General features: G+C 69.5%; 19 protein-coding genes, 3 tRNA genes and 2 pseudogenes. 11 read left to right on the top strand and 13 right to left on the bottom strand.

Translation table 11 applies throughout. The features are described 5' to 3' along the window. Positions 1–361 precede the first annotated feature (361 nt). Complete coding sequence (locus tag ABZ893_RS19100; RefSeq protein WP_361404710.1) at positions 362–1228, bottom strand: NAD(P)-binding domain-containing protein; 867 nt, start codon at positions 1226–1228, stop codon at positions 362–364. A gap of 129 nt (positions 1229–1357) precedes the next feature. On the opposite strand from ABZ893_RS19100, the gene ABZ893_RS19095 reads away from it, so the two are divergent. Then, positions 1358–2350: a helix-turn-helix domain-containing protein gene (locus tag ABZ893_RS19095; protein WP_361404707.1), complete on the top strand. Its 993-nt coding sequence runs from the start codon at positions 1358–1360 to the stop codon at positions 2348–2350. 453 nt (positions 2351–2803) lie between these two features. Here the strand turns inward: ABZ893_RS19095 and ABZ893_RS19090 are convergent. Together ABZ893_RS19090 and ABZ893_RS19085 are read right to left on the bottom strand one after the other, a co-directional pair. Then, positions 2804–3535: pseudogene (locus ABZ893_RS19090) on the bottom strand (alpha/beta hydrolase-fold protein); the annotation flags it as partial. A gap of 677 nt (positions 3536–4212) precedes the next feature. Continuing rightward, positions 4213–4438 (bottom strand): annotated as a pseudogene (locus ABZ893_RS19085) (integrase); the annotation flags it as partial. Between the two features lie 521 nt (positions 4439–4959). Between ABZ893_RS19085 and ABZ893_RS19080 the strand changes: the two are divergent. Continuing rightward, the gene (locus ABZ893_RS19080) at positions 4960–5370 is read left to right on the top strand and encodes a hypothetical protein (protein WP_361404705.1); all 411 of its coding nucleotides are present in this window, start codon (positions 4960–4962) and stop codon (positions 5368–5370) included. 822 nt (positions 5371–6192) lie between these two features. Here the strand turns inward: ABZ893_RS19080 and ABZ893_RS19075 are convergent. The 3 genes from ABZ893_RS19075 to ABZ893_RS19065 all read right to left on the bottom strand — a co-directional run bounded on the left by ABZ893_RS19075 (position 6193) and on the right by ABZ893_RS19065 (position 6603). After that, a tRNA-Ile gene (locus ABZ893_RS19075) sits at positions 6193–6266 on the bottom strand. Positions 6267–6452: 186 nt separating this feature from the next. Then, a tRNA-Asn gene (locus tag ABZ893_RS19070) sits at positions 6453–6525 on the bottom strand. Between the two features lie 5 nt (positions 6526–6530). Then, positions 6531–6603 (bottom strand) — tRNA-Asn (locus ABZ893_RS19065). Positions 6604–6740: 137 nt separating this feature from the next. Here ABZ893_RS19065 and ABZ893_RS19060 point away from each other — a divergent pair. From ABZ893_RS19060 to ABZ893_RS19045, 4 genes are all read left to right on the top strand, one after another. Beyond that, positions 6741–7049, top strand: a complete 309-nt coding sequence (locus ABZ893_RS19060; RefSeq protein ID WP_361404702.1) for a YtxH domain-containing protein — start codon at positions 6741–6743, stop codon at positions 7047–7049. Between the two features lie 56 nt (positions 7050–7105). After that, on the top strand, positions 7106–8545 hold the full coding sequence (locus tag ABZ893_RS19055; RefSeq protein ID WP_361404699.1) for an FGGY family carbohydrate kinase: 1440 nt from the start codon (positions 7106–7108) through the stop codon (positions 8543–8545). A gap of 145 nt (positions 8546–8690) precedes the next feature. After that, a complete protein-coding gene (locus ABZ893_RS19050) occupies positions 8691–10424 on the top strand; it encodes an ABC transporter ATP-binding protein (protein WP_361405741.1) in 1734 nt (577 codons plus the stop codon). After that, positions 10424–12352, top strand: coding sequence for an ABC transporter ATP-binding protein (locus ABZ893_RS19045; RefSeq protein ID WP_361404696.1), 1929 nt, complete (start codon positions 10424–10426; stop codon positions 12350–12352). Before ABZ893_RS19050 ends, ABZ893_RS19045 begins: the two co-directional genes overlap by 1 nt. Positions 12353–12469: 117 nt before the next feature. Here ABZ893_RS19045 and ABZ893_RS19040 read toward each other — a convergent pair whose 3' ends face one another. The 4 genes from ABZ893_RS19040 to ABZ893_RS19025 form a co-directional block, all read right to left on the bottom strand. Beyond that, complete coding sequence (locus ABZ893_RS19040; protein ID WP_361404694.1) at positions 12470–13678, bottom strand: RNA polymerase sigma factor; 1209 nt, start codon at positions 13676–13678, stop codon at positions 12470–12472. Between the two features lie 102 nt (positions 13679–13780). Beyond that, positions 13781–15676, bottom strand: coding sequence for a DNA primase (dnaG, locus tag ABZ893_RS19035; RefSeq protein ID WP_361404691.1), 1896 nt, complete (start codon positions 15674–15676; stop codon positions 13781–13783). A gap of 34 nt (positions 15677–15710) precedes the next feature. After that, on the bottom strand, positions 15711–16985 hold the full coding sequence (locus tag ABZ893_RS19030) for an FAD-dependent oxidoreductase (protein WP_361404689.1): 1275 nt from the start codon (positions 16983–16985) through the stop codon (positions 15711–15713). A 180-nt stretch (positions 16986–17165) separates the two neighbouring features. After that, positions 17166–18503 (bottom strand): deoxyguanosinetriphosphate triphosphohydrolase, encoded by a 1338-nt coding sequence (locus ABZ893_RS19025; RefSeq protein WP_361404686.1) that lies wholly within the window; start codon positions 18501–18503, stop codon positions 17166–17168. 184 nt (positions 18504–18687) lie between these two features. Between ABZ893_RS19025 and ABZ893_RS19020 the strand changes: the two genes are divergently transcribed. Continuing rightward, positions 18688–19362: an ElyC/SanA/YdcF family protein gene (locus ABZ893_RS19020; RefSeq protein WP_361405738.1), complete on the top strand. Its 675-nt coding sequence runs from the start codon at positions 18688–18690 to the stop codon at positions 19360–19362. A gap of 264 nt (positions 19363–19626) precedes the next feature. Beyond that, positions 19627–20154 (top strand): DoxX family protein, encoded by a 528-nt coding sequence (locus ABZ893_RS19015; RefSeq protein ID WP_361404683.1) that lies wholly within the window; start codon positions 19627–19629, stop codon positions 20152–20154. 7 nt (positions 20155–20161) lie between these two features. On the opposite strand, the gene cutA is transcribed toward ABZ893_RS19015, so the two are convergent. Then, on the bottom strand, positions 20162–20482 hold the full coding sequence (gene cutA / locus ABZ893_RS19010; protein ID WP_361404680.1) for a divalent-cation tolerance protein CutA: 321 nt from the start codon (positions 20480–20482) through the stop codon (positions 20162–20164). A gap of 159 nt (positions 20483–20641) precedes the next feature. On the opposite strand from cutA, the gene ABZ893_RS19005 reads away from it, so the two are divergent. The 3 genes from ABZ893_RS19005 to ABZ893_RS18995 all read left to right on the top strand — a co-directional run bounded on the left by ABZ893_RS19005 (position 20642) and on the right by ABZ893_RS18995 (position 23969). Then, entirely contained in the window at positions 20642–22285 is a 1644-nt protein-coding gene (locus ABZ893_RS19005) for a M4 family metallopeptidase (protein ID WP_361404677.1), read from the top strand. A 334-nt stretch (positions 22286–22619) separates the two neighbouring features. After that, positions 22620–23141: a hypothetical protein gene (locus ABZ893_RS19000; protein WP_361404674.1), complete on the top strand. Its 522-nt coding sequence runs from the start codon at positions 22620–22622 to the stop codon at positions 23139–23141. A 177-nt stretch (positions 23142–23318) separates the two neighbouring features. After that, on the top strand, positions 23319–23969 hold the full coding sequence (locus tag ABZ893_RS18995; RefSeq protein WP_361404671.1) for a class F sortase: 651 nt from the start codon (positions 23319–23321) through the stop codon (positions 23967–23969). A 16-nt stretch (positions 23970–23985) separates the two neighbouring features. On the opposite strand, the gene ABZ893_RS18990 is transcribed toward ABZ893_RS18995, so the two are convergent. After that, positions 23986–24825: a carbohydrate ABC transporter permease gene (locus ABZ893_RS18990; RefSeq protein ID WP_361404668.1), complete on the bottom strand. Its 840-nt coding sequence runs from the start codon at positions 24823–24825 to the stop codon at positions 23986–23988. Further along, the gene (locus tag ABZ893_RS18985; RefSeq protein WP_361404665.1) at positions 24822–25760 is read right to left on the bottom strand and encodes a sugar ABC transporter permease; all 939 of its coding nucleotides are present in this window, start codon (positions 25758–25760) and stop codon (positions 24822–24824) included. Before ABZ893_RS18985 ends, ABZ893_RS18990 begins: the two co-directional genes overlap by 4 nt. Between the last annotated feature and the right edge of the window lie 17 nt (positions 25761–25777).

Here is a 25777-nt window from a genome sequence, read left to right as displayed (position 1 = left end):
GGGAAAACTGTCACAGCCCACCACGCTAGACCCGCCCCCCGATGATCTACGGGCGGGGCACTCCCGACACACTCCCCGCACCGCGCCCCGGCCCCTCGTCGCCGCCGTCTCGACCATCACCGATCAGGGCCGAGGCCCCCTCCGCTCACGCTCGCAGATCCACGGCACCACGTCCGCCCGATACATCAGCCCCGACCCTCTGGACCTGTACAGGGCACTCGATCGCCTGGGTCGCCCAACCGGTGTCTCCCATGCCACTTTCGTGACACTGAGCTCCGCGCCGAAATCGCGGTACGCAGCAAATGCCTCAAAGGCCTGCCCCGACTCCCCGCCTTGCCATTGACGCAGCGGCGGTGGCGACCTAGCTCGTACGAAAGGCGTCGATCACGCGGGCGTAGCTGTCGCTTCCGTGCCCGGCGGTCACCATCTGACGCATCAACTCCAGGTGCAGTTCGGGCAGTCGGGGGTCGATGCCCCGGTCGGCCCCGGCGTGCAGCAGGTGGCCGATCGCGGCGACCTGCACGTCGATGGTGGCGTCGTGGCCGGGGTACTCGCCCGCGTCGATCTGTTCGGCGTACCCGGTCATGAACCAGGACACCGTCTTCAGCCAGCGGCAGGCGATTGCCGTGAAGTCCCTCGCCGTGACCCCGTCCGCGCCGGCCAGCGCGGTGGCGTGCAGCCAGCCGCCGAAGACGGACCACATGAGGCCGAGCAGTCCGGAGTCGTACAGCGAGGCGAGCCCCGGGTCCGTCCCGAGGGCGACCGGGGCGCCGAGGGCCGCCAGGGTGTCGCGGTGCGCGGCCAGGACCTCGGGGGCGCCGCTGTAGAGGAACATGTGGTCGCTGTCGCCGACGCCGGGCGGTGTCGTCATGATGCCGCCGTCGAGGTACGCGATCCCCTGCCCGGCCGCCCACTTCGCCTCCTCCCGCGCCTGCTCGGGCGAGCCGGAGGTGAGGTTGACCAGGGCCTTGCCGTGGAACGACTCCCCTACAGGGGCGAGGAGTTCGCGTACGGCCGGGTAGTCGAGGACGCAGACCAGGACCAGGTCGCTCGCGGCGACGGCCTCGGCGACCGTCTCCGCGCGGACCGCGCCGCGGGCGACGAGGGGCCCGGCCTTCTCGGGACTGCGGTTCCAGACGGTCGTGCTGTGCCCGGCGTCGAGGAGGGCACCGGCGAGCGCCGCGCCCATCTGCCCCAGACCGATGACGGTGACGTTCTGCGCGCTCATGAGTGATAACTCCCTGTCTGTGGCGGTTCTTGAACAAGATCCACACTCGCAGGGGCGGAAGGGCCGTGACAGTGGCAGGGCTGACCATGTGCGCAAAATTCCTGCCACGGGCCGGGTTAGGGTCGGTGAATGAGCACAGGTGTCGTCGCCGTGGCCGTCGTCCCCGACCCTCGCTCGGGGGTCTCCCTCTGGGAGCTGTACGAACTCTCCATCGCCTGCGCGGTGTTCGGTATCGCGCAGCCCGACCTGGCCGACCCCTGGTATGAGTTGAGGCTCTGCGGCAACGCCACGGCCGGGGCGATATCCCTGCGTACGGAGTACGGCCTGGACGCGCTCGTGGGCGCCGACACGGTCATCGTTCCGTCCGTGCCCGACGCGGTCGTCGAGGACGGCCAGGAGGTCCCGGCCGATCTCGTGGCAGCCCTGCGCGAGGCCGCCGCCTCCGGGGCCCGGATAGTCTCCCTGTGCACCGGCGCCTTCGCGCTCGCCGCGGCCGGGCTTCTCGACGGCCGCCGGGCCACCGCGCACTGGAGCCACGCCGCCCAACTGGCGGCCCGCCACCCCGAGGTGGTCGTCGATGACTCGGTCCTCTACACCGACGAGGGCGGGGTCCTCACCAGCGCCGGGGCCACCGCCGCGCTCGACCTGTGCCTGCACCTGGTCCGCCGCGACCTGGGGGCCTCGGTCGCCAACCAACTGGCGCGGCGCCTCGTCGTGCAGGCCCACCGCTCGGGCGGCCAGGCCCAGTTCATCGAGGCGCCGATGCCCCGCGACGACGACGCGGGCCTGGCTCCCGTACTCCAGTGGGCGGCCGAGCGGCTGCACGAGCCGCTCACCGTCGACGACCTGGCGCGCCGGGCCGGGCTGAGCCCGCGCACCTTCTACCGGCGGCTGCGGGAGGCGACCGGCACGACGCCGCTGCAGTGGCTGTTGCAGCAGCGCATCGGCCGGGCACAGAGCCTGCTGGAGTCGACCGACCTGCCTGTGGAGCAGATCGGCGACCGCAGCGGCCTGGGCACGGCGGCGAACCTGCGCCACCACTTCGCCCGGACGGTGGGGGTCTCCCCCACCGACTACCGCAAGTCGTTCAGGCCCCCGGGGCCACCGATGCAGGGCTTGTAGTCGTCGAGCCTGGTTGGGCGGTTTTGCCACTGGCCGGTGAACATCTCCCCCGGGGTGGTGGCGCGGGAGAAGCGCAGGATGGTGTTGAGGGTCATGCCGAGCTGCCGGGCGACGGATCGCAGACGACCTCGATGCCGGGCCGCTCAGCGAGCCGGGCCGCGAGCGGTTGTCGATCAGTCGGCGACGTGGCTGGCAGAGCAGCGATACCGCGCTGTCCTTGAAATGCTCGACGGTTCTCCAGTCAGCGAAGTAGCCGTTAACCCCCGTGGGTGATCATTCGGTCACGGGGGCTCGCGGGCGTCACCGCTTTCGTACTGCGCCTGCTCGCGAGACGCTTCCTCTGGCGAGCGCCGAATGCTTGGAACCGGCGTTCCAATGTGGCTGAGGGAGAGATCCCGACGCCTGACCGGTCATCTGCTGGCTGAGCCAGGTGAACACTGTCGGGATCTGCGGCCGCCACACGGCCATGCTGTGGCCGCCGGCGCTGCGGGGGACAAGCACTGCGCGCACCACCGTCGGCGGCCTGGCGATCTGCTGCAGCGCAGCGGCCGCCTGGTAGCCGTCGCCGGACTCGCCGGAGAGGTAGAGCGAGATCCGGGGCGGGGTGCGATCGCCCTTCAGCAGGAAGTAGGGGTTGTTCTGCCGCCGCAGCTGGATGCTCCGCGCGGCGAGTGAGCCGCGTTCGCCGACCGGGTCGTTGTAGCCGGACAGAACGATCGCGGCCCGGTAGCGGTCGGGATGGGCGACCACGAGTTTCGCCGCGCAGTGCGCGCCCGCGGAGTAGCCGGCGGCTGCCCAGCCGTCCGGCGCGGGCTGGGCGCGGAAGTTGTCCGTCACCATCTTGGGCACGTCGACACTGAGCCAGCTGTCAGCGTTCACGGTGCCCGGGATGTTCGCGCAGCCCGTGTCGACCTTGGCGATGAGATTGGTGCGCGGCGCCACCAGGATGAACGGTGCCACCTGTCCGCTCCGCATCAGCGGCAGCAGTTGCTCGTGGGCCTTCATGGAGCCGAACCATGCCTTCGCCGACCCCGGGTAGCCCGACAGCAGCTCCACGACCGGGAACTTCTTATTCTTGTAGGCGGGGTCGTTGTACTGCGGCGGCAGCCAGACGTAGACCTCGGCGTCGACGCCCGACACCCGGCCCTTGAGCTGGGTGACGCGCACCCCGCCGGCCGCGTGCATACCTGGCCCGTCGGCCTGTGTGAAGGTCTGGCGGACCTTCGGCAGGGCCTTTATCTGGATCCCGCCCGTGCCGTCCTTGCCGAGGTTGGCGGCCTGCTGCACATGGTTGCCCGTGCCCAGCAGGTCGGCCCAGTTGTCGTACAGGTTGTTGGAGTTGTTCACCAGGACGAAGACCAGGGTGACCGCCGTGGCCTGCGCGAACAGCAGCATCAGCATCCGGGCGACGTGGCGCACGACTACCGGTCCGCGGATCCGGGACCACAGGAGCAGCGGCAGGATGAGGGCAACCGCCACCAGGACGATCGACGTGAAGAGGAACGGCGTTCCTGTGAGGCTCATCGACTGTTGGTTTCTTCCTGCGAACGGACGGATCGATCTGTACGCCTTCTTAGAGGGAATCAACCGGCCGCAGGTTACGGACGAGGGGGACACTTACCCAGAAATTGCCAAACCCCACCCGCGGCTCACCGGAATCCGGCCCGCGCACCACGATCGGCAACAGCCAGTTCGACGGCGTCGGCGAGCGGGTGCGTCGCCCTCGGCGCCGCGCGGTCTTGGTGGCTGGAGCGGGCGGCGGCGGTGCGGCGGTTGCCGGCGGTGGACCGGGATGAGGGCGGTCCGTCGTCGTTGCACGTGCGGATGAGGTCGCTCGTCCCGCGTGGGTGTTCTCCTGTCCTGCCGATGCCCCGTTCACAGTGTGCGTTCATCCGAGGGGCCCGCGGCGCGCTCCTCACAGCTTGGATGTCGTCGGCCGCGAAGACGGCGTGTGCCGTGTTCGAGGAACGCGAGCGCGTACACGCGGCGCAGATCGACCAGGTCGATATGGACGAAGTCGCGGGCGATGATGCCCTCAGCTTGCGCGGTCAGGAACTCGGGCCACGTCAGACCGCTGCGGCGTGGGGCTGCTGTGGTCGGCGGTGGGCGGTGATGGTGCTGGTTGGCCGCGTTCGGCACGGTCGAGGTGGTGGCAGAGGCCGCACCGCCGGGCCTGCATGTCCGGACCGCGGCCGCTTCTCGGACCGAGTCCACGACCGCTGTCAGCGCAGGCCGAGAGACCTTCCGCTCGCTGGGCAGGGCTTTGTGATCCGGCTGACGGTCCGGCGTTCTGGGCGGCAAACTGTCCGCGCCGGACGTTCGCCGAGCCGTTCTCTCGGCCGGCGGCCCCACACCACGACCCGGCCGACGACGCGATCAGACCACGATCAGCCGTCATGAAGGTTCGCGACGCAGTGGCTCACCAGCAGTGCGCCGGATGCGCTGGTCGTCATGACAGCCGCGACCTACGGAACAGTAGGCTGATCGCGGAGCCAGGAACCCCAAGGGCAAGTGCATACGTCTGAACTCCGGTTCCGGCGCGGTGGAGTTGGAAGCCCACAACGCCGACCTCAAAGAACGTGACGACGCCCGACAGGCAGGACTGAGACATGGCCTTCGACAGTGACCGCGAGCGCCGCAATGCCGAGGTGGTTCGCGAGCACAAGGCCGCGCTCGCCCGTGGCGAAAAGCGCTACCTGAGGACCACCAAGGACGGGGAGTTGCACAGCTACGCCTCGGACGAAATCGGCTTCTCTCCCGGCAGCGGAACCCCCCAGGTGAGCACCTGGTGGGGCATGGGCATCATCTTCTGCGTCATGGTGGCGATCGCCCTCGGAACCCTGGTGGTCCTTCTCCTCCCCGTCACCGGCGGCTCGCCCCCCTGGGGAATCCTGTTCGTGACGGCGTTCGCCGGCCTGGGCGCGTGGTACACCTTCGGCCTGGCCCGCGACGAGTACCGGGCCAAGAAGCTCCGCACAGAACGTGGAACCCCGGAACCGGGCGACGGCCACACCCCCTGAGCGATCTCTGCGCGTCACGCGTTTCCCCGCGCCTTCTCAGAAAGCCTGCGCATGTTCCTCGGAAACCGAGTCCGTGTCGGTCCTTTGGCCGGGCACGGACGACAGAGCCCCGCATAAACGACCTGGTGCGCGAAGGAGCCCTTGTGCTCCCCACGCACGTGGGGCCGCTCCCCACCCCGTGGTGACGGCGCCGGTCTTCCAGCCGGACTGACGATCGAGACGGGCCTCACTCCGGGACCCCACTATCGCTGCGCTGACGCGCCCCTACACGTTTTGTTTGGCCATGACGTCCAGTGCGCGCCCCAGCTCGGCGGGCGGGAACATGAACCGCACGGACGCGAAGTCAAGGTTCGCCTCCCCCAGGGAGCTGACGCCCGATCTGCCGCTGCCAGGGCGGCGGCTCTTCTGCCTGCATCCACCAGATCACGGACAAGCCTGCCCAGACCGCGGACGTAGGTGCGGTGGTTCCCGAACAAACAATCAGATCAGGCCATCAAGAACGGCGCCGGTTCTACCTACCGGCCAAGCTCCCCCGAACCGAAACCCCCACCACCAAGCCCCCGCCCCCTGATTGACGGAGCGTCGGCAAAGCCGCACACATTCGGGCGATGTGGGGCGCGTCACACACCGCAGTCGCGGGATCGCCGTGGGATCATCATCCCGGGCCCACACCCACGTTCCGCCTGAAGCCCCAGCTCCAGAGGGGCAGGGCCCGTGAGGCAGACCCCGGGCGCCCGCTTCACCTAACCGATGAGAAGCAAACGCCACACGCGAAAACACCTCTTCAGCCGCGTTTCCGCAGGTCAGAACGTTTTTCTTGGGTGGGGCGGGTGGGACTCGAACCCACGGCCGACGGATTATGAGTCCGCTGCTCTAACCGGCTGAGCTACCGCCCCGTCACGGCGTGGCGCGTACATGTGTGCGCGCCGTCTGCCGCAGCATAGCCGCTCATACGATCTCCTGCTCCAGATGATCGGCTTCGCTCGGCGTAGAAGACTGCGCACGTCGGCGGACGGTTCCGCCCTGAAGCGAAGATCACACGAAAAAGACCCCCGGGGTTTCCCGGGGGTCTTCTCCTTCTGCTCTCCCGACTGGACTCGAACCAGTAACCTGCCGGTTAACAGCCGGCTGCTCTGCCAATTGAGCTACAGGAGATCGAGCTCCCCCGACTGGACTCGAACCAGTAACCTGCCGGTTAACAGCCGGCTGCTCTGCCAATTGAGCTACAGGGGAATGTCTCGTTGCATCGAACGTACCTACCTTGGCTGTTGCCAGGCGGCGTGCGCTCGCTGCGACACATACATTAGCGCAAGCAGGGGGGTGCTTTGCCAATCGGTTCCCCCGGTGATCGCAAGGGAAGGGTGACAGCCATGCGCTACCGGCTCACATTCGTCGCCGGTCTGGCCCTGGGTTACGTGCTCGGGACCCGGGCCGGGCGCGAGCGTTACGAGCAGCTGAAGAAGTCCGCGCGCGAGATCGCGCAGAACCCCGCAGTCCGGAACACCGCCGAGTCGGCGGCCCACCAGACCCGCGAGTTCGCGGGCAAGGCGGTCCACGCGGTGACCGACAAGGTGGGGAGCAAGGTCCCGGACTCGGTGTCCGGCCGGGTGCGCTCGCTGCGGGAGCGCGGCCAGGCCGGTGACGCGCTCGAGGACGACTGGGGCACCAGCAACAGCTGAGCCCCGGGCCCCGGCCCCCGGCACGGGGGCCGCCCGGAGTGCGGCAGAATTCAGCCATGGGGATAGTCGCCGGGCTGGACAGTTCGCCCGATTTCACTCGGATCATCGTCTGTGACGCGGACTCCGGTGCCGTCATCAAGCAGGGCTACGCGCCGCACCCGCTGGAGACCACCGAGGGCGGCGGCCGCCCTGCCGACGTGGATCCGCAGGCCTGGCTGCTCTCCCTCGGGGAGGCCGCGGGCGGCGGGCTGCTCGAAGGCGTGGAGGCCATCGGCGTGTCCGCGCAGCAGAACGCGCTGGTGCCGCTGGACGCGCAGGGGAACACCGTGCGGGCGGCGATGCCGGGTGGTGACAGGCGGACGCAGGCGTCGGCGGCGGATCTGATCGACCGGTTCGGCGGGCGCGAGGCGTGGGCGCAGGCCGTCGGGTGTGTGCCGCAGGCGGCGCATCCCGTGACGAAGCTGCGCTGGCTGTCGAAGCACGAGCCGGAGGCCGCGCAGCGGATCGCTTCCGTGATGCAGGCCCACGACTGGCTGGTGTGGCAGCTGCTCGGCCGGCCCGCGCGCCGGACCACCGACCGGGGCGGCGCCTCGGGCACGGGTTACTGGTCGGCGGCGAGCGGTTCGTACCGGCCGGATCTGGTGGAGCTGGCGCTCGGGCATCAGGTGTCGCTGCCCGACGTGCTCGGGCCGGGGGACGCGGCGGGCAAGACTCCGGAGGGGCTGGTCATCTCGGCCGGCACCGGCGACACGATGGCCGCGGCGTTCGGGCTCGGGGTGCGGGAGGGTGACGCCGTGGTGTCGCTCGGCGCCTCGGGGTCGGTCATGGCGGTGCACCACGAGGCGCTGGTCGACCCGTCGGGGATGATCACCTCGCTCGCCGACGCGACCGGTATGCACCTCCCCGTCGTCCACACGCTCAATGCGGTACGGGTTCTGCGTGGCACCGCCGACATGCTCGGCCTGTCGGGGATCGAGGAGCTGTCCGACCTGGCGCTGAAGTCGACCCCCGGATCACACGGCCTGGTGCTGCTGCCGTATCTGGAGGGCGAGAAGACGCCGAACCTGCCGCACACCGCGGGGACCCTGAGCGGGCTGCGGCGGGAGTCGATGAAGCCGGAGCATCTCGCGCGGGCCGCGTTCGAGGGGATGCTGTGCGGGCTCGCGGACGCGCTCGACGTGCTGCGCGGGCGCGGGGTCGCGGTGCGGAGGGTGTTCCTGCTCGGGGCGGCGGCCGAGCTGCCGGCGGTGCGGGCCGCGGCGCCGATGCTGTTCGGGACGCAGATCGTGGTGCCGCAGCCCGCGGACTACGCAGCGCTCGGTGCGGCGCGTCAGGCGGCGTGGGCGCTGAGCGGGCAGCTGCCGCGGTGGCAGGGCGCGGTGGCTCAGGTCCTGGAGCCGGGCGAGGAGTTCGCGGTCGGGCAGGCGGTGCGGCAGCAGTTCAGCGCCGTACGCGAACAGGCTCACCCGGGAGCGTTTGATTCCGTGGGAGTGTGACCGTTTCATCCCATTTCAGGTGGGTTTTTTGGTGCTGTCTTGGGTTATTCGGTTGAAGTAACGCGGGTGGAGTGTCGGACGATGGGGGTCGTGCATCACTGACCCTCACTCATCCCTCATGACAGCCGACTCCGAGAGACCGAGCGTGCTCATACGACTCCTGCGGACCCATCTCGGTCCGTACAAGAAACCCATCGCGGTGCTGGTGCTGCTGCAGTTCCTGCAGACCTGCGCCTCGCTCTATCTGCCCACCCTCAACGCGGACATCATTGACAACGGTGTCGTGAAGGGGGACACCGGCTACATCCTGGCCTTCGGCGGCATCATGATCGCCGTCACCGTGGTCCAGATGGTCTGCAACATCGGCGCCGTGTACTACGGCGCCCGCACCGCGTCCGCGCTCGGGCGGGACGTCCGGGCCGCCGTGTTCGACCGCGTGCAGTCCTTCTCCGCTCGCGAGATGGGCCAGTTCGGGGCGCCGTCCCTGATCACCCGTACGACGAACGACGTGCAGCAGATCCAGATGCTGACGCTCATGACGTTCACGCTGATGGTCTCGGCGCCGATCATGTGCGTCGGCGGCATCGTGATGGCCCTCGGCCAGGACGTGCCGCTGTCGGGTGTCCTGCTCGCCGTGGTCCCGGTCCTCGGGATCAGCGTCAGCCTCATCGTGCGGCGCCTGCGGCCGCTGTTCCGGACCATGCAGACCCGGCTCGACACGGTCAACCGCGTGCTGCGCGAGCAGATCTCCGGCAACCGCGTGATCCGCGCCTTCGTACGTGACCCGTACGAGGAGGGCCGGTTCCGCGGGGCGAACGGCGAGCTGACCGAGGTGTCCCTCGGCACCGGCAAGCTGCTCGCGCTGATGTTCCCCATCGTCATGACCGTGGTGAACGTGTCGTCGATCGCCGTCGTCTGGTTCGGCGCGCACCGCATCGACAGCGGCGGGATGCAGATCGGCGCGCTGACCGCGTTCCTCGCCTATCTGATGCAGATCGTGATGAGCGTCATGATGGCCACCTTCATGTTCATGATGGTGCCGCGCGCCGAGGTCTGCGCCGAGCGCATCCAGGAGATCCTCGGTACGGAGTCCAGCGTCGAGGCGCCGCGGGAACCCGTACGGAAGATGCTCGGCCACGGCAATCTCGAGATCCGGGACGCGGGCTTCCGCTACCCGGGAGCCGAGGAGCCCGTGCTCAAGGCCATCCAGGTCAGCGCGCACCCCGGCGAGACGACCGCCGTCATCGGCTCGACGGGCAGCGGCAAGTCCACCCTCCTCGGCCTGGTGCCGCGCCTGTTCGACGCGACCGACGGCCAGGTCCTGGTGAACGGCGTCGACGTACGCACCATCGACCCGGCGCTGCTCGCGCGGACCGTCGGACTCGTGCCGCAGAAGCCGTACCTCTTCGCCGGGACCGTCGCGACGAATCTGCGGTACGGGAATCCGGACGCGACCGACGAGGAGCTGTGGCACGCGCTCGAAGTGGCGCAGGCCAAGGACTTCGTGAAGAAGCTGGAGAGCGGGCTCGACTCCCCCATCGCGCAGGGCGGCACCAATGTGTCGGGCGGTCAGCGGCAGCGGCTCGCGATCGCGCGGACGCTGGTGCAGCGGCCCGAGATCTATCTGTTCGACGACTCGTTCTCCGCGCTCGACTACGCGACGGACTCCGCGCTGCGCGCCGCGCTCGCCCAGGAGACCGCCGACGCGACCGTGGTGATCGTGGCCCAGCGGGTCTCCACCATTCGCGACGCGGACCGGATCGTGGTCCTCGACGAGGGCCATGTCGTGGGCACGGGGACCCATCACGAACTGATGGCCGGCAATGAGACGTACCGGGAGATCGTTCTCTCCCAGCTGACGGAAGCGGAGGCGGCCTGATGGCGGGGCCAGGCGGGCGGATGATGGCCGGGGGCGGCCCCGACCAGCGTTCGATGGACTTCAAGGGCTCGGGCAAGCGGCTGATCGCCCAGTTCCGGCCCGAGAAGGGGACGATGCTCGCGATGATCGCGTGCGCCGTCCTGAGTGTGGGCCTGTCCGTATTGGGCCCGAAGATCCTGGGCCGGGCGACCGACCTCGTCTTCGCGGGCATCGTGGGACGCCAGATGCCGGCCGGGGCCAGCAAGGCGCAGGTCCTGGAAGGGCTGCGGGCCAAGGGTGACTCCGGGATGGCCGACATGCTGTCCGGGATCGACTTCACCCCGGGCAAGGGCATCGACTTCGGGGCCGTCGGCTCGGTCCTCGGTCTCGCGCTGTGCGCGTTCCTGGGCGCCGGTCTGCTGATGGCCGTCACGACGCGGCTGTCCAACCGGGCGGTCAACAAGACCGTCTTCCGGATGCGCGAGGACATCCAGACGAAGCTGTCACGCCTGCCCCTGTCGTACTTCGACAAGCGGCAGCGCGGTGAGGTCCTCAGCCGCGCCACGAACGACATCGACAACATCGGGCAGACGCTCCAGCAGACGATGGGGCAGCTCATCAACTCTCTGCTCACGATCGTCGGCGTCCTCGTGGTGATGTTCTGGATCTCGCCGCTGCTCGCCGTGGTGGCGCTCGTGACCGTTCCGCTGTCGTTCGTGATCGCGACGCGGGTCGGCAAGCGGTCGCAGCCGCAGTTCGTGCAGCAGTGGAAGACCACCGGCAAGCTGAACGCGCACATCGAGGAGATGTACACCGGGCACACCCTGGTGAAGGTGTTCGGGCGTCAGGAGGAGTCGGCGAAGGCCTTCGCCGAGCAGAACGACGCGCTGTACGAGGCCGGGTTCAAGGCGCAGTTCAACAGCGGGATGATGCAGCCCCTGATGTTCTTCGTGTCGAACCTGAACTACGTTCTGGTGGCCGTCGTCGGCGGTCTGCGGGTCGCTTCGGGCGCGCTGTCCATCGGTGACGTGCAGGCCTTCATCCAGTACTCGCGGCAGTTCTCCATGCCGCTGACGCAGGTCGCCTCGATGGCGAACCTGGTCCAGTCCGGCGTTGCCTCCGCCGAGCGGATCTTCGAACTGCTCGACGCGGACGAGCAGGCGGCGGACCCGGTGCCGGGCGAGCGGCCCGAGAACGTGCGCGGGCTCGTCGGCTTCGAGCACGTGTCCTTCCGCTACGAGGAGGACAAGCCGCTCATCGAGGACCTGTCCCTCGCCGTGGAGCCCGGCCACACGGTCGCCATCGTCGGCCCGACCGGCGCGGGCAAGACCACGCTGGTCAACCTGCTGCTGCGGTTCTACGACGTCACCGGCGGGCGCATCACGCTCGACGGCGTCGACATCGCGAAGATGTCCCGGGACGAACTCCGTTCCGGGATAGGCATGGTGCTCCAGGACACCTGGCTGTTCGGCGGCTCGATCGCGGACAACATCGCCTACGGCGCGTCGAAGGACGTGACCCGCGCCGAGATCGAGGAGGCGGCGCGGGCCGCCCACGCGGACCGGTTCATCCGTACGCTGCCCGACGGCTACGACACCGTGATCGACGACGAGGGGTCAGGGGTCAGTGCGGGTGAGAAGCAGCTGATCACCATCGCTCGGGCGTTCCTGTCCGACCCGGTGATTCTTGTTCTCGACGAGGCGACGTCCTCCGTCGATACGCGTACTGAGGTGCTGATCCAGAAGGCTATGGCTCAGCTTGCTCATGGGCGGACGTCGTTCGTGATCGCGCATCGTCTTTCGACGATTCGGGATGCGGACACCATCCTGGTGATGGAGAACGGGGCGATTGTGGAGCAGGGGCAGCATGACGTGCTGGTCGCCTCTGGTGGGGCGTATCAGCGGTTGTACGAAGCTCAGTTCGCGCAGGCCGTGGCTGAGGTCGACTAGGCGCCTTTGGGGTGCGGGGAGTTGTCGAGTGCCGGTTCGTTGTGGCTTGTCGCGCAGTTCCCCGCGCCCCTGACGGGGCGCTCCTCTCCCGGAGCCTCATCCAGATAGCCCCTTAGGTCAGTCCAGGTAGCCCCTCAGCTGGTCCGCGAACGCGTGGTCCCTGAGCTTGTTCAGGGTTTTTGATTCGATCTGGCGGATTCGTTCCCTCGTCACCCCGAAGATGCGGCCTATCTCTTCGAGAGTGCGGGGGCGGCCGTCTGCCAGGCCGTAGCGGAGTTGGACCACCTTGCGTTCGCGTTCGCCGAGGGTGGAGAGGACCGCCTCCAGGTGTTCGCGCAGCAGGAGGAACGCGGCGGACTCCACGGGGGACGCCGCGTCGCCGTCCTCGATGAGGTCGCCGAGCGCGACGTCGTCCTCCTCGCCGACCGGCGCGTGCAGCGACACCGGTTCCTGGGCCAGGCGCAGGACTTCGCTGACGCGCTCCTGCGACAGTTCGAGGTGGGCGGCGACCTCTTCGGGGGTGGGTTCGTAGCCGCGTTCCTGGAGCATCCGGCGCTGGACGCGTACGACGCGGTTGATCAGCTCGACCACGTGGACGGGGACGCGGATGGTGCGCGCCTGGTCGGCGAGGGCCCGCGACATGGCCTGGCGGATCCACCAGGTCGCGTACGTCGAGAACTTGTAGCCGCGGGCGTAGTCGAACTTCTCGACCGCCCTGATCAGGCCGAGGTTGCCCTCCTGGACGAGGTCCAGCATGGTCAGGCCGCGGCCCACGTAGCGTTTGGCGACCGAGACGACGAGGCGGAGGTTCGCCTCGATGAGGCGGCGCTTGGCCATCCGGCCCATGACGACGAGTCTGTCGAGGTCGCCGGCGAGCCGGGAGTCGAGGTCGATGCCGCAGGTCAGGCGCTCCTCGGCGAACAGGCCCGCCTCGACGCGCCGGGCGAGCTCCACCTCCTCGGCGGCGCTCAGCAGGGGGATGCGGCCGATCTCGCGCAGGTACTGGCGGAACAGGTCGGATGTGGGGCCGCCGGTGTCGGCCCGGGCGCCGCGCACCGGCTCGGGCGGGCCGTCGGACAGGGTGTCGCCCGGTTCGTCCTGCGGGGGCCGGGCGGCGTCCGACTCGGGGTGGTGCGCGGCGCGGCTCTGCGCGGGTACCGCGGGAAGCACCTCGTCCACCGGGACGGCCGGTTCGGACCGCGCTGTGCTGTCGTTCTCTCCGAGGGTCTGGGTCTGCACGGGGCGACCTCCAAGGTGATCGCTGCTGAGGCGTGCGGCGGGGGGCCCGTTGCCCGGGTTCCGGCCGCGCTCCGAGGACTCAGGCACCGGACCCAGTGTGCTGTACGACACATCGCCGCCACGAGGGGCGTGCGGTGACTTTTTGCAATCGGGCCGTGACCACGTGGTAGTGGTGCCACCCGGGTCGGCTCAGAGTGCTGCGGCTCCGTGGCCCTTCAGCGCCTGGTCGTACTGCTGGAGCACCCAGAGTTCGTTCTTCATCGTGGCCAGTTGAGCCGGATCGCCACCCGCTTCCAAACGCCTGACGGTGATCTGGATCTCCTGGATACGGCGATGCACGGCGCGGCGGCGCACGGTCACGAGTTGCTCGCCCGCGTAGTTCTCGTCGACCGTGCGGCGCATGATCGCCTCGACCGCCAGCTCCGTGACCATCGCACGCACCGCGTCGTCAGGCGCCGCCTCGCGCACCCGGACGAGGTAGTCCTGCGAGTCCTGCATTCCGTACTCAGCTCCACCCACCTCCATGATCGCCTGGCGGACGGCGGCGTAGGACGCGGCGGTGAACTCGTCGACGCCGTACGCGTCGAAGGCCGGGGACACCAACTCCGGGCGCTGGAGGGCAAGTTTGAGAAGCTCGCGCTCAGTGGCGTAGACGGGATTGCGGAGGTTGAGCGCCGGGCCGGACGACGCGGGGCGGGGGGCGGGGTCGTGCGGCTGGGGACCCCGGACCGGCGCCGGGCCCTTGCCGCCGCGGTCGCGGGCCCAGCGGGCGAGCTGGGCGACGCGCTTGACGACGAACTGGGTGTCGAGGATGCCGAGCATTCCGGCGAGCTGGACGGCGACCTCGTGCTGCGCGCCGCTGTTCTTGATGCGGGCCACGACGGGCGCGGCCTCGTCGAGGGCTGCGGCACGGCCCGCCGGGGTCTCCAGGTCGTACCGGGAGACGATGTGGCGCAGCGCGAACTCGAAGAGCGGGGTGCGGGGTTCGACCAGGTCGGCGACCGCGTCGTCGCCCTTCGCGAGGCGCAGATCGCAGGGGTCCATGCCGTCGGGGGCGACGGCGATGTACGTCTCGGCGGCGAACTTCTGGTCGTCCTCGAAGGCGCGCAGGGCGGCCTTCTGCCCGGCCGCGTCGCCGTCGAACGTGAAGATCACGCGGGCGCTGCCGTTGTCCATGAGGAGGCGGCGCAGGATCTTGATGTGCTCGCCGCCGAACGCGGTGCCGCAGGTCGCGATGGCGGTGGTGATGCCGGCGAGATGGCAGGCCATGACGTCCGTGTAGCCCTCGACGACGACCGCGCGGCTCGACTTGGCGATCTCCTTCTTCGCGAGGTCGATGCCGTAGAGGACCTGGGACTTCTTGTAGATCGGGGTCTCGGGGGTGTTCAGGTACTTCGGTCCGTTGTCGTCCTCGCGCAGGCGGCGGGCGCCGAAGCCGACGACCTCGCCGCCGATGTCGCGGATCGGCCACATGAGGCGTCCGCGGAAGCGGTCGATGGGGCCGCGCCGCCCCTCCTGGGAGATCCCGGAGGTGATCAGTTCCTTGTCGGAGAAGCCCTTGCCGCGCAGGAAGCGGGTGAGGTGGTCCCAGCCGGCCGGGCTGTAGCCGACGCCGAAGTGCGCGGCGGCGGCCTGGTCGAAGCCGCGCTCGGCGAGGAACGCGCGGCCGATCTCCGCCTCGGGGCTCTCCAGCTGGTCGGCGTAGAACTGGGCGGCCACCTTGTGCGCCTCGACCAGTCGGATGCGCTCGCCGCGCTGGTGGGAGGGGTTGTAGCCGCCCTCCTCGTACCGCAGGGTGATGCCGGCCTGGCCGGCCAGGCGCTCGACGGCCTCCGAGAAGGAGAGGTGGTCGACCTTCATCACGAACGTGATGGTGTCGCCGCCCTCCTGGCAGCCGAAGCAGTGGAACAGGCCCTTGCTGGGGCTGACCTGGAAGGAGGGCGACTTCTCGTCGTGGAAGGGGCAGAGGCCCTTGAGGTTTCCGCCGCCGGCGTTGCGCAGTTGCAGGTACTCGGACACCACGGCGTCGATCGGGACCGCGTCCCGGACCGCCTTCACGTCCTCGTCATTGATCCTGCCTGCCACGCAAGGATTCTACGGTGACCGGCCGGCCCTCACGTCACCCGTCCGCCCCTTCCAGCAGCGCACTGAGCGGAACGGACGGGTCCGTAAGGCGGTCCGCACCGGGGCGGGCGCCGGAGCGGATGAGCTCCTGGATGGTGTCCGTGACGTCCCACACGTTCACGTTCATCCCGGCAAGGACGCGCCCGTCGCTCAGCCAGAACGCGATGAACTCCCGCTTGCCCGCGTCCCCGCGGATCACCACCTGGTCGTAGCTGCCGGGCGGCGCCCAGCCCGAGTACTCCAGGCCGAGGTCGTACTGGTCGGAGAAGAAGTACGGCACTCGGTCGTACGACACCTCCTGGCCCAGCATGGCGCGGGCGGCGGCCGGGCCGCCGTTGAGCGCGTTCGCCCAGTGCTCGACGCGCAGCCGGGTGCCGAAGAGCGGGTGCTGTACGGAGGCCACGTCACCGGCCGCGTAGATGTCCGGGTCGGAGGTGCGCAGCGAGGCGTCGACCGCGATGCCGCCGCCGTGCGCCTGGTCGGCGATGTCGAGCCCGGCGGACTCGGCGAGGCCGGTGCGCGGGGCCGCGCCGATCGCGGCGAGGACGTCGTGGGCCGGGTGCTCCTCGCCGTCGTCGGTGAGCGCGGCCAGGACCATGCCGTCCTGGCCGGTGATCCCGGTGAGCATCGCCCCGAAGTGGAAGCGGACGCCGTGTTCCGCGTGCAGGTCGGCGAAGATCTGGCCGATTTCCGGGCCGAGCACCGCGTGGAGCGGGCTCCCGAGCGGCTCGACGACGGTGACCTCCGCGCCGTACTCGCGGGCCGCGGCGGCGACCTCCAGGCCGATCCAGCCGGCGCCCGCGATCACGAGGTGGCCGTTGTCCCGGCCGAGGGAGGACAGGACGCCCTTGAGGCGCTCCGAGTGGGCGAGGCGGCGCAGGTGGTGGACGCCCGCGAGGTCCGTGCCCGGGATGTCCAGGCGGCGCGGCTCGGCGCCGGTGACCAGGAGCAGCTTGTCGTAGCCGATGGCCGTGCCGTCGCCGAGGCGGACCGTCTTCGCGGCCCGGTCGATCGCGACGACGGTCTGGCCGAGGTGCAGCTCGATGTCCTGCTGCGCGTACCAGGCGGGTTCGTGGACGAAGACGCTGTCCCGTTCCTCCTTGCCCTGGAGGTAGCCCTTGGACAGGGGCGGGCGTTCGTAGGGGTGGTCCCTCTCGTCACCGATGAGGATCACTCTGCCGTTGAAGCCCTCGGAGCGGAGCGTCTCGGCGGCCTTCGCGCCCGCGAGTCCTCCACCGACAATGACGAACGTCTGATCCGCGTCGACCACGTGATTCCTCCTCTGTGCCACGGCTCCATAGCGGTTCCCTGTGTGGCTCCGTTTGCGGCTCCCTAAGCGAGCGTCCCGCACGGAGCGTGATGCGGGAAGGGGGCGCGGCCCGAACAGGGCATCTTTTCGTCACCCCCAGTGGTCGGCCGGCCGTTTCCCTTCCGTTGTGTGTTGCGCCTGCTAGGGGCGGGTGCTCGTGAGGCGGGCGTGGAGTGAGCGGGCCGAGGCGTCCGTCAGTGATGCGATCTGGTCGACGATCACGCGCTTGCGGGCGCGGTCCGTGGGTGCCGTGTCGAACAGCGCGCGGAACTGGGGGTCCAGGCCGTCGGGCGCCCGTCGGGTCAGCGCCTCGGCGAGTTCCGCGACGACGATGCGCTGGTCGGCGCGCAGCCGCTCCTGCTGTGGGCGCTGCATCACGTACCGGTCCGCGACCGCCTTCAGGACCGCGCACTCGAAGCGGGCCTCTCGCGGGACGACCAGTTCGGCGCCGTATCTCGTGAGGCGGCCCGAGCCGTGGCGGGCCCGTGTCGCGCCCTCGGCCGCCAGGCAGAACCTGCCGATCAGCTGGCTCGTCGCGTCCTTCAGGCGGGCCTGCGCGACCGCCGTGCCGTCGTAGCCGTGCGGCCACCACTCCTGGTCGAGCAGGCGGTCGAGTGCCGCCGCGAGCTCCTCGGGGTCCGTGCCCGACGGGACGTATCTGCCGATGGCCACCGTGTAGATGTCCTGGCGCTCGGGCTCCGCGTGCAGCATGTTCGGGTCCAGGTGGCCGGCGTGCAGGCCGTCCTCCAGGTCGTGCACCGAGTACGCGACGTCGTCCGACCAGTCCATGACCTGGGCCTCGAAGCACGTGCTGTTCTCCGGGGACTCGCTGCGGATCCAGTCGAAGACCGGGCGGTCGTCCTCGTAGACCCCGAACTTGGGTGACGTCGGGTCTGTGGGGTGGGCGCCTCTTGGCCAGGGGTACTTCGTCGCTGCGTCCAGGGCTGCCCGGGTGAGGTTGAGGCCCACGGGCACCAGTTCGTCCGCCGTCTTGTCCGGGTCCGGGCTCGCCCTTTGCACGAAGCGTTTCGGTTCGATTCGGGTCAGTAGGCGCAGGGACTGTGCGTTTCCCTCGAAGCCGCCGCAGTCCTCCGCCACCTCGTTCAGCGCCTGTTCGCCGTTGTGGCCGAAGGGCGGGTGGCCCATGTCGTGGCTCAGGCACGCCGTCTCGACCAGGTCCGGGTCGCAGCCGAGGGCTGCGCCCAGCTCCCGGCCGACCTGGGCGCACTCCAGCGAGTGCGTCAGACGGGTGCGGGGGCTGGCGTCCCACGCTCTGTTCGTGGTGCCCGGGGTCACCACCTGCGTCTTGCCGGCTAGGCGGCGCAGGGCCGAGGAGTGGAGTACGCGGGCGCGGTCTCGCTGGAAGGCGGTGCGGCCGGGGCGTTTGTCGGGCTCCGGCGCGTAGCGCTCCGCGGCGGGGGCGTCGTAGCCGGGCGGGGCGTCCGTGGGGGCGTTTCGGGTTTCGTCCTTGCCTTCCATGGATCGACAGTAAGCGCAGGCAGTGACAAACGGTCAGGTCTGCGCGAGTCGGGGGTGGGTGAGGGGTCGGGGGTGGCTGGGTGGGTTCGGGGGTGTGTGGGTTCGGGGGTGCTTCCCGGCGAACCGTTCCCGGGGCGTTCGCGTCGTCTCTCCGGGGGCTGTTGATGAGGGGCGGTGGTGGGTGGTGCGTGTTCCGTTGCGGTTGCCTCGTACTCGGCGGGGGTGGCGGGTTCTTGTGCGGGTGGGGGTCGGCTTGTGTGTGCTTGGGCTGTTGCCCGTCACCTGGTTGTTCGTCACGACCGGGGATCGGCTTCGGTCCGGCGGGCATGTGCCTCGTACTGATGTCGCTGTTGTCTTTGGGGCCGGGCTCTGGGGTGGCGAGCCCTCGCCGTATCTCGCTCATCGGCTCGATGCGGCTGCCCGGTTGTATCGGGACGGTGTCGTCCGGGTCGTGCTTGTCACCGGGGACAACAGTCGTGACGACTACGACGAGCCTGATGCGATGCGGGTCTATCTGACGCGGCACGGTGTGCCGGGGCGGGCCGTCGTGCGGGACTACGCCGGGTTCGACACGTGGGACTCGTGTGTGCGGGCCAAGAAGGTCTTCGGGGTCGATCGGGCCGTGCTCATCAGTCAGGGGTTTCATATCCGGCGGGCCGTTGCCCTGTGTGAGGCGGCGGGGGTCGTGTCTTACGGGGTTGGTGTCGACGCCAAGCATGACGTGACCTGGTACTACGGCGGGGCCCGGGAGATCTTCGCCGCCGGGAAGGCTGTTGTTGATGTTCTTTTTAAGCCCGATCCTCGGTTTCTCGGGCCTCGGGAGCCTGGGGTTTCGGAGGCGCTGAAGGGCGGTTCGTGAGCGCCTCGTCTGCTGTGGGGCGGGGCCGCGCGGGTGTGTCCGTCCTCGCCATCGCGGTACCTCCGCCACGTGGATCTTCCGCCTGCGTCCGCACATCCGTGCTCCGGGCGGACACACCCACACGTCCCCTTCTGTTCGTACGCGGCTGATCCGCCGTGCGGCTGTTGGGGACGGGGGTTCCCATGTGGTTCAAAGTTGAAATACTTGAGGGTGGACTGTAGCTTGAAACTTCAAGCAATCGTTCAGTCAGGAGATCCCCCCACCGTGACCGCGACCCAGCTCCGCGAGCCCCGTTCTTCGGACGCCACCCATACCTATGACGTCGGCCTTCTTGTGCTGCGTCTTGCCCTTGGTCTGACCATCGCCGCGCACGGCGCGCAGAAGCTCTTCGGGTGGTTCGGCGGGGGTGGGATCGACGGCACCGGGCAGTTCTTCGCCGCTTCCGGCTATCCGTCGCCCAAGGCCTTCGCCGTCGTCGCCGGGCTCACCGAGACCCTGGGCGGGCTCGGTCTCGTACTCGGGCTGCTCACCCCGCTGGCCGGCGCCGCCGTCGCCGGCACCCTTGTCAACGCCATCGCCGTGAAGTGGGGCGGCGGCTTCTTCGCGCCTCAGGGTGTCGAGTACGAGATCCTCATCGCGCTCGGCGCCGTCGCGCTCGCGCTCACCGGGCCCGGCCGTATCGCCGTCGACCGGGTTCTGCCGGGGCTGCGTTCCCACCGGCTCGGTCACGGCATCGCCGCCGTTGCTCTGGGTGTGGTCGTGGCCGGGGTGACTCTGCTGCTGCGGAAGTAGTTTTTGTTCAGTTGGTTTCTTCGTTGATCCAGGTCAGGTATGCCGTGCTGCCGTGCGTTACCGGTGTCGCGATGACTTCCGGGGTTTCGTAGTCGTGGGTCTCCAACAGCCATGACTCCAGGGCCTCGTAGTGGTCGGGTGTTGTTTTCAGCAGCACCTGCCACTCCTGGGCTGTCTCTGTTTTTCCCTGCCAGCGGTAGACCGATGTGACCGGGCCCGTGATCTGTGCGCAGGCCGCGAGGCGTGCCTCGATCGCGCCCGCCGCCAGGTCGCGGGCCTTCGTCTCGTCGTCGGTCGTCGTGAGGACCGTCAGGGCCAGTGCGTTCATGTCCGTGCCTTTCAGGGGTTGTGCCGATTCTGCCGTGAACGCGCGTTCACGGGACCGGCACGGTTGCGCTATGGACATGACATGTCTGGGGCTCTTGAATCTGAGGCGTCATCAGTGTGACCCCCCTCAGCGCTCTCGCGCGCCGTCCCTAGGAGCCCGATGAGACCTCCCCGGACCACATCGCGCCTCAGCACCGCCGGCATAGCCGCGGCGGCCGCCGCCCTGCTGGTCGCCGCCCTCTCCCCCACCGCCGGCGCCGACTCCGGCGCCCCGCCCAGCCGGGCCGACGCCGTACGCAACGCTGCCGCCGCCCTCACCTCCGAGGCCGCCGAGCTGGGCCTCACCGGCGCCCAGGGCACCTCCGTGCGTGACGTCGTCGTCGATCCCGACGGCACCCAGCACGTGCGCTACGACCGCACCTTCCGTCAACTGCCGGTTCTGGGCGGCGACTTCGTCGTCCATCTCAACCGTGATGGCCGTTATCGGTCTGCTGACAAGGCGGAGCGCGGCGATCTGTCCGTGCCGAGTGTGACGCCCTCGGTTCCCGCTCCGGCCGCCGCCGATCTCGCGACCTCCGCGCTGCGTGCCGCCAATCCTGGCGAGCTGCTGCGCAAGGTCGTCGCCAAGCCCGCGCTCGTCGTGGACGCCCTGCACGGAGCGCCGAAGCTGGCCTGGCGCACCGACGCCGCCGGGCAGGACTCCCTCGGCAACCCGGTCGCCCGTACCGTCCTCACCAACGCCCTCACCGGCAAGCAGATCGACGCCTGGGACAGCATCGAGACCGTGACCGGGGACGGGCAGTCCCTGTACTCGGGCACCGTGCCGCTGGAGACCACCCAGTCCGGGACCACGTACCAGCTCAAGGACGCGACGCGCGGCGGTACGTATTCGGGTGACGCGCAGAACAAGACCGACAGCTGCATCCTGACCATCTGCTGGAGCCGGGCTCCCGCGGTGGTGTTCACCGACGCCGACAACCACTGGGGCAACGGCGCCAACGCCGACCGCGCCTCCGCCGCCGTCGACGCGCAGTACGGCACCGACATGACGTGGGACTACTACAAGAACGTCCACGGCCGGAACGGCATCGGCGGTGACGGCAAGGGCTCGTACAACCGGGTCCACTACGGGAGCGCCTACAACAACGCCTTCTGGGACGACACCTGCTTCTGCATGACGTACGGCGACGGTGACGGGTCGACCTTCGGGCCGCTCGTCGCGCTCGACGTCGCCGGGCACGAGATGTCGCACGGTGTCACCTCGAAGACGGCGGGGCTCACGTACTCCGGCGAGTCCGGCGGCCTGAACGAGGCCACCTCCGACATCTTCGGCACGCTCGTCGAGTTCTACGCGAACAACGCCTCCGACCCCGGCGACTATCTCATCGGCGAGAAGATCGTGAAGCCCGGCTTCGGCAAGGCGGCGCTGCGCTTCATGGACCAGCCCAGCAAGGACGGGAAGTCCGCCGACTGCTGGAGCTCGTCCGTCGGCAATCTCGACGTGCACTACTCGTCGGGTGTCGCCAACCACTTCGCGTATCTGCTCGCCGAGGGCAGCGGGCCCAAGGTGATCGGCGGCGTCCAGCACAACGGCACGACGTGCAACGGCGCCACGCTCGGCGGCATCGGCAAGGACAAGCTCGGCAAGATCTGGTACCGGGCCCTGACCGTCTACATGACGTCCTCCACGAACTACGCGGCCGCCCGTACGGCGACCCTCAGCGCGGCGAAGGACCTGTACGGGGCCGGCAGCGCGGAGTACGCGGCTGTGACGGCCACCTGGTCGGCCGTGTCGGTGGGCTGATCGCCGGGTTCGGGTTCGGGTTTCGAGTTCGTCCATGGGGTCCCTCCGGCCGGTCGGCCGGGGGGACCTCGGCGTTCGGGACGGCTCAGCACCCCCGGTCACCCATTCATCGGTGCCCCCTCCTCCCCGCGGGTACTTTGCGTGAAGACGGCGGTGACCTGGCCTGATGCTCTCTGTCGCGTTGTCAGGTGACACCCATTCACCGGCATTCTGACGGAGCATCAGAAGGCGGCCGGGGGCGAGTGCCACTTACCTCGGTAGAGCAGGGGCGTGACTGACACAGCTGCGCTTGGATGCGCCGCGGGCCGCGCCCCCCTCGGAGGAGCACGTCACGATGCGCACACGTCGTCCGCAGACCGCAGCCGCGCTCGCCGTGGCCGCCGTCGCGCTGACCACCGCGCCCGTGTTCGCCGGTGAGGGCGGCGCGGGCGGTCTCAAGGTGTACCCCGCGAACGCGTCGCCGGGTGCCACCGTCACCGTCGACACCACCGCGTGCGGGGCGCACCGCGGCGGCACCGGGGACGCGAGCGCCGTCGGCGGGGACGCGTTCACCCTCGCGCCGGGTGCCCGTGCCGAGGACGCGGTGGGGCGGTTCCAGGTGCCCTCGTCCGCGCAGCCCGGCACGTACGAGATCGTCGTGAAGTGCTCCGGCGGCGGGCAGGTCACCGGCGATCTGATGGTCGGCCTCGGCTCGTCCCGCGAGCAGGTCCAGCCGAGGGGCCATGTGAAGACGGGGGTCGGCGGCGCGCTGGGCACCGACCCCGTGAAGACCGCGGCAGGGGTGGCAGCTCTTGCCGTCGCCGCCGCGGGCGGTACCTGGCTCCTGCACCGCCGGGCGAGAGGCGAAGGGATCTGAACGGGTGCCGGACGGACGACCTCCGCTGCCCCTCCGGCCCCTGGTACCGCTTGTCCTCTCCTCCTCCGGCCGCGCTCCCCCTCGCGCGGCCGGAGGAGGAAGGCGACCCCGCACGTTCCGACCGGCCCCGCACGTTCCGACCGACCCCGCACGTTCCGACCGACCACCCGCTCCGACATGGAGACCGAGATGCCGGAGTTCCGCCCACGCGCGGTCTGCAACCTGCTCATAGCGGCCGTCACCGGCGTCGCCCTGTGCCTGGGCGCCTGGCTGCTCCGCCAGGGCACCGAGACGCACGAGCCGCCGCAGCCGGCCGCCGCGCAGGCCGCGCACCCCGGCACCGGCCACCGGCCGCCCGGCGCCGCCCCGCTCTCCCCCTCGCCGCCGGACCGCGTCCGCATCCCCTCGATCGGCGTGAACGCACCGCTCATGGGCCTCGGCCTGACCCCGCAGGGCAGCCTGGACGTACCGCCGCCGCAGAACAAGAACCTGGCCGGCTGGTACGAGGCCGGGACCACCCCCGGCGAGCGCGGCACCGCGATCATGGCCGGACACGTCGACAACATGGAGGGGCCCGCCGTCTTCTACGACCTGGGCGCCCTGACCCGGGGCCACACCATCGAGGTCGACCGGCGCGACGGCTCCGTCGCCGTGTTCACCGTCGACGCCGTCGAGGTCTACGACGCCCGCTCCTTCCCCGACAAGAAGGTGTACGGCGCCGCCGACCGGCCCGAGCTGCGCGTCATCACGTGCGGGGGCGGTTACTCGCAGAAGACGGGGTACCAGGGCAATGTCGTCGTGTTCGCGCATCTGACGGGCAGCCGGTGAGTCGCGGAGGCGCCTTTCAGTCGTCGATGCCCGAGCGTTCCACCCCCGCCACGATCCACCGCTGGAAGAACAGGAACACCACGAGCAGCGGCAGGACGGAGACGGCCGCCGCGATGAACAGCTCGTGCAGCCTGATCACCTGGGACGACGTGAACGACGAAAGCGCCACCTGCACGGTCCACGCGTTCCGGTCCTGCCCGATGACGAGCGGCCACAGGAAGGAGTTCCACGCTCCGATGAAGACGATCGTGCCGACCGCCGCGAACACGGGCCGCGAATTGGGGACCACCACCCGCCAGTACGTCCGCCAGTACCCGAGCCCGTCGACCCGCGCCGCGTCCTCCAACTCGCCCGGGAATCCAAGGAAGTACTGCCGGAAAACAAAGCACGCGAACGCCGAGAACAGCGTCGGGATGATCAGCCCGCGCAGCGTCGAGATCCAGCCCAGCGACGAGACGAGCACGAAGCTCGGGACGAAGGTGACGGCGGCCGGGACCATCAGAGTGCCGAGGATCGCGTAGAACACCTTGTCCGCGTGGCGGTACGGGATGCGGGCCAGGCCGTACCCGGCGAGCGAGGCCAGGAACAGGGTGCCGAGCGTCGTAGCGACGGCGATGAGCGCGGAGTTGAGCAGGGAGCGGGCGAACGGGACGGACGTGTCGCCGAAGAGTTCCATGACGTTGTCCCAGCGCAGCTCGGCCGGGAAGAACGTCCACTCCGGTGACGTGATGTCGCTCTCGGCCGCTAGCCCGTTGCGTACGAGGAGGTAGAAGGGGATGAGGAACACGAGGGCGAGCGCGATCAGCAGGGCCAGGCGCAGGGCGCGGCCGGCCCTGACGCGGGAGTCGTCCTTCACGCCGCCTCCTTCCGGCCGAGGCCGAACCACTTGGCCTGCCCGACGGTGACGACCGCGATGATCAGGGCGAGCAGCACCGCGCCCGCGCTGCCGAGCCCGAGGTTCTGGTCCTGGCCGAGGGCCGTGTAGTAGAGGTAGACGAGCGGGGGCCGGGCGTAGGGCGGGTAGCCGCGGGCGTCCGAGAGCAGGTTGTAGAACTCGTCGAAGGCCTGGAAGGCGTTGATGACGAGGAGCAGGGTGACCGCCACGGAGGTGGCCCTGAGCTGCGGGAACGTGATGTGCCGGAAGACCTGCCAGCCGGGCCGCGCCCCGTCGACGGCCGCCGCCTCGTAGAGCGTCGGGCTGATCCGCTGGAGCCCGGCGAGGAAGAGGATCATGTAGAAACCGGCCTGGAGCCAGAGCCGTACGGTGACGATGACGGCCCAGTACCAGGGCGGGTCGGTCGTCGAGAGCCAGGCGATCTGGTCGGCTCCGAACCAGCCGAGGACCGTGTTCGCGAGCCCGAACCGCACCCCGTTGAAGATCGACATCTTCCAGATCAGGGCGGCCACGACGTAGGAGCACGCGGCGGGCAGGAAGAAGACCGAGCGGAAGAAGGCCCGGGCGCGGCGCTGCCGGTTCACCATCAGGGCGAGGGCGAGCGACAGCGCGTAGGTGGCGGGCACGATGAAGAGCGAGAAGACGAGGAACGTCCACAGGCTGTCGGTGAAGGCGCCGTCGCTCAGCATCGCCGTGTAGTTGCCGAGGCCGACGAAGTCGGTGGGGGTGACGGTGTTGTGCGCGTCGAAGAAGCTGAGGTAGACGCTCCAGCCGAGGGGGATGTAGGTGAAGATCCCTAGGCCGAGGAAGAAGGGACCTACGAAGATCCAGAACCACAGGGTTCTGTTGCGTTCCCTCGACTTCGGGCGCGGGCTTGGCTCTTGATGGTCACTCATATCTGTTCGCTGAATGA

The organism is Streptomyces sp. NPDC046821, assembly GCF_040645335.1.
Classification (GTDB): Bacteria; Actinomycetota; Actinomycetes; order Streptomycetales; family Streptomycetaceae; genus Streptomyces.
Note: the sequence above shows the minus strand (reverse complement) of the source record. Positions and strands in the feature narration are given on the sequence as shown.

Bases quoted from the DNA above. Each gene is read 5' to 3' on its own strand.
- ABZ893_RS19100 (WP_361404710.1), bottom strand. From the start codon at position 1,228: ATGAGCGCGCAGAACGTCACCGTCATCGGTCTGGGGCAGATGGGCGCG.
- ABZ893_RS19095 (WP_361404707.1), top strand. From the start codon at position 1,358: ATGAGCACAGGTGTCGTCGCCGTGGCCGTCGTCCCCGACCCTCGCTCG.
- ABZ893_RS19080 (WP_361404705.1), top strand. From the start codon at position 4,960: ATGGCCTTCGACAGTGACCGCGAGCGCCGCAATGCCGAGGTGGTTCGC.
- ABZ893_RS19060 (WP_361404702.1), top strand. From the start codon at position 6,741: ATGCGCTACCGGCTCACATTCGTCGCCGGTCTGGCCCTGGGTTACGTG.
- ABZ893_RS19055 (WP_361404699.1), top strand. From the start codon at position 7,106: ATGGGGATAGTCGCCGGGCTGGACAGTTCGCCCGATTTCACTCGGATC.
- ABZ893_RS19045 (WP_361404696.1), top strand. From the start codon at position 10,424: ATGGCGGGGCCAGGCGGGCGGATGATGGCCGGGGGCGGCCCCGACCAG.
- ABZ893_RS19025 (WP_361404686.1), bottom strand. From the start codon at position 18,503: ATGGAAGGCAAGGACGAAACCCGAAACGCCCCCACGGACGCCCCGCCC.
- cutA (WP_361404680.1), bottom strand. From the start codon at position 20,482: ATGAACGCACTGGCCCTGACGGTCCTCACGACGACCGACGACGAGACG.
- ABZ893_RS19005 (WP_361404677.1), top strand. From the start codon at position 20,642: ATGAGACCTCCCCGGACCACATCGCGCCTCAGCACCGCCGGCATAGCC.
- ABZ893_RS19000 (WP_361404674.1), top strand. From the start codon at position 22,620: ATGCGCACACGTCGTCCGCAGACCGCAGCCGCGCTCGCCGTGGCCGCC.
- ABZ893_RS18995 (WP_361404671.1), top strand. From the start codon at position 23,319: ATGGAGACCGAGATGCCGGAGTTCCGCCCACGCGCGGTCTGCAACCTG.
- ABZ893_RS18985 (WP_361404665.1), bottom strand. From the start codon at position 25,760: ATGAGTGACCATCAAGAGCCAAGCCCGCGCCCGAAGTCGAGGGAACGC.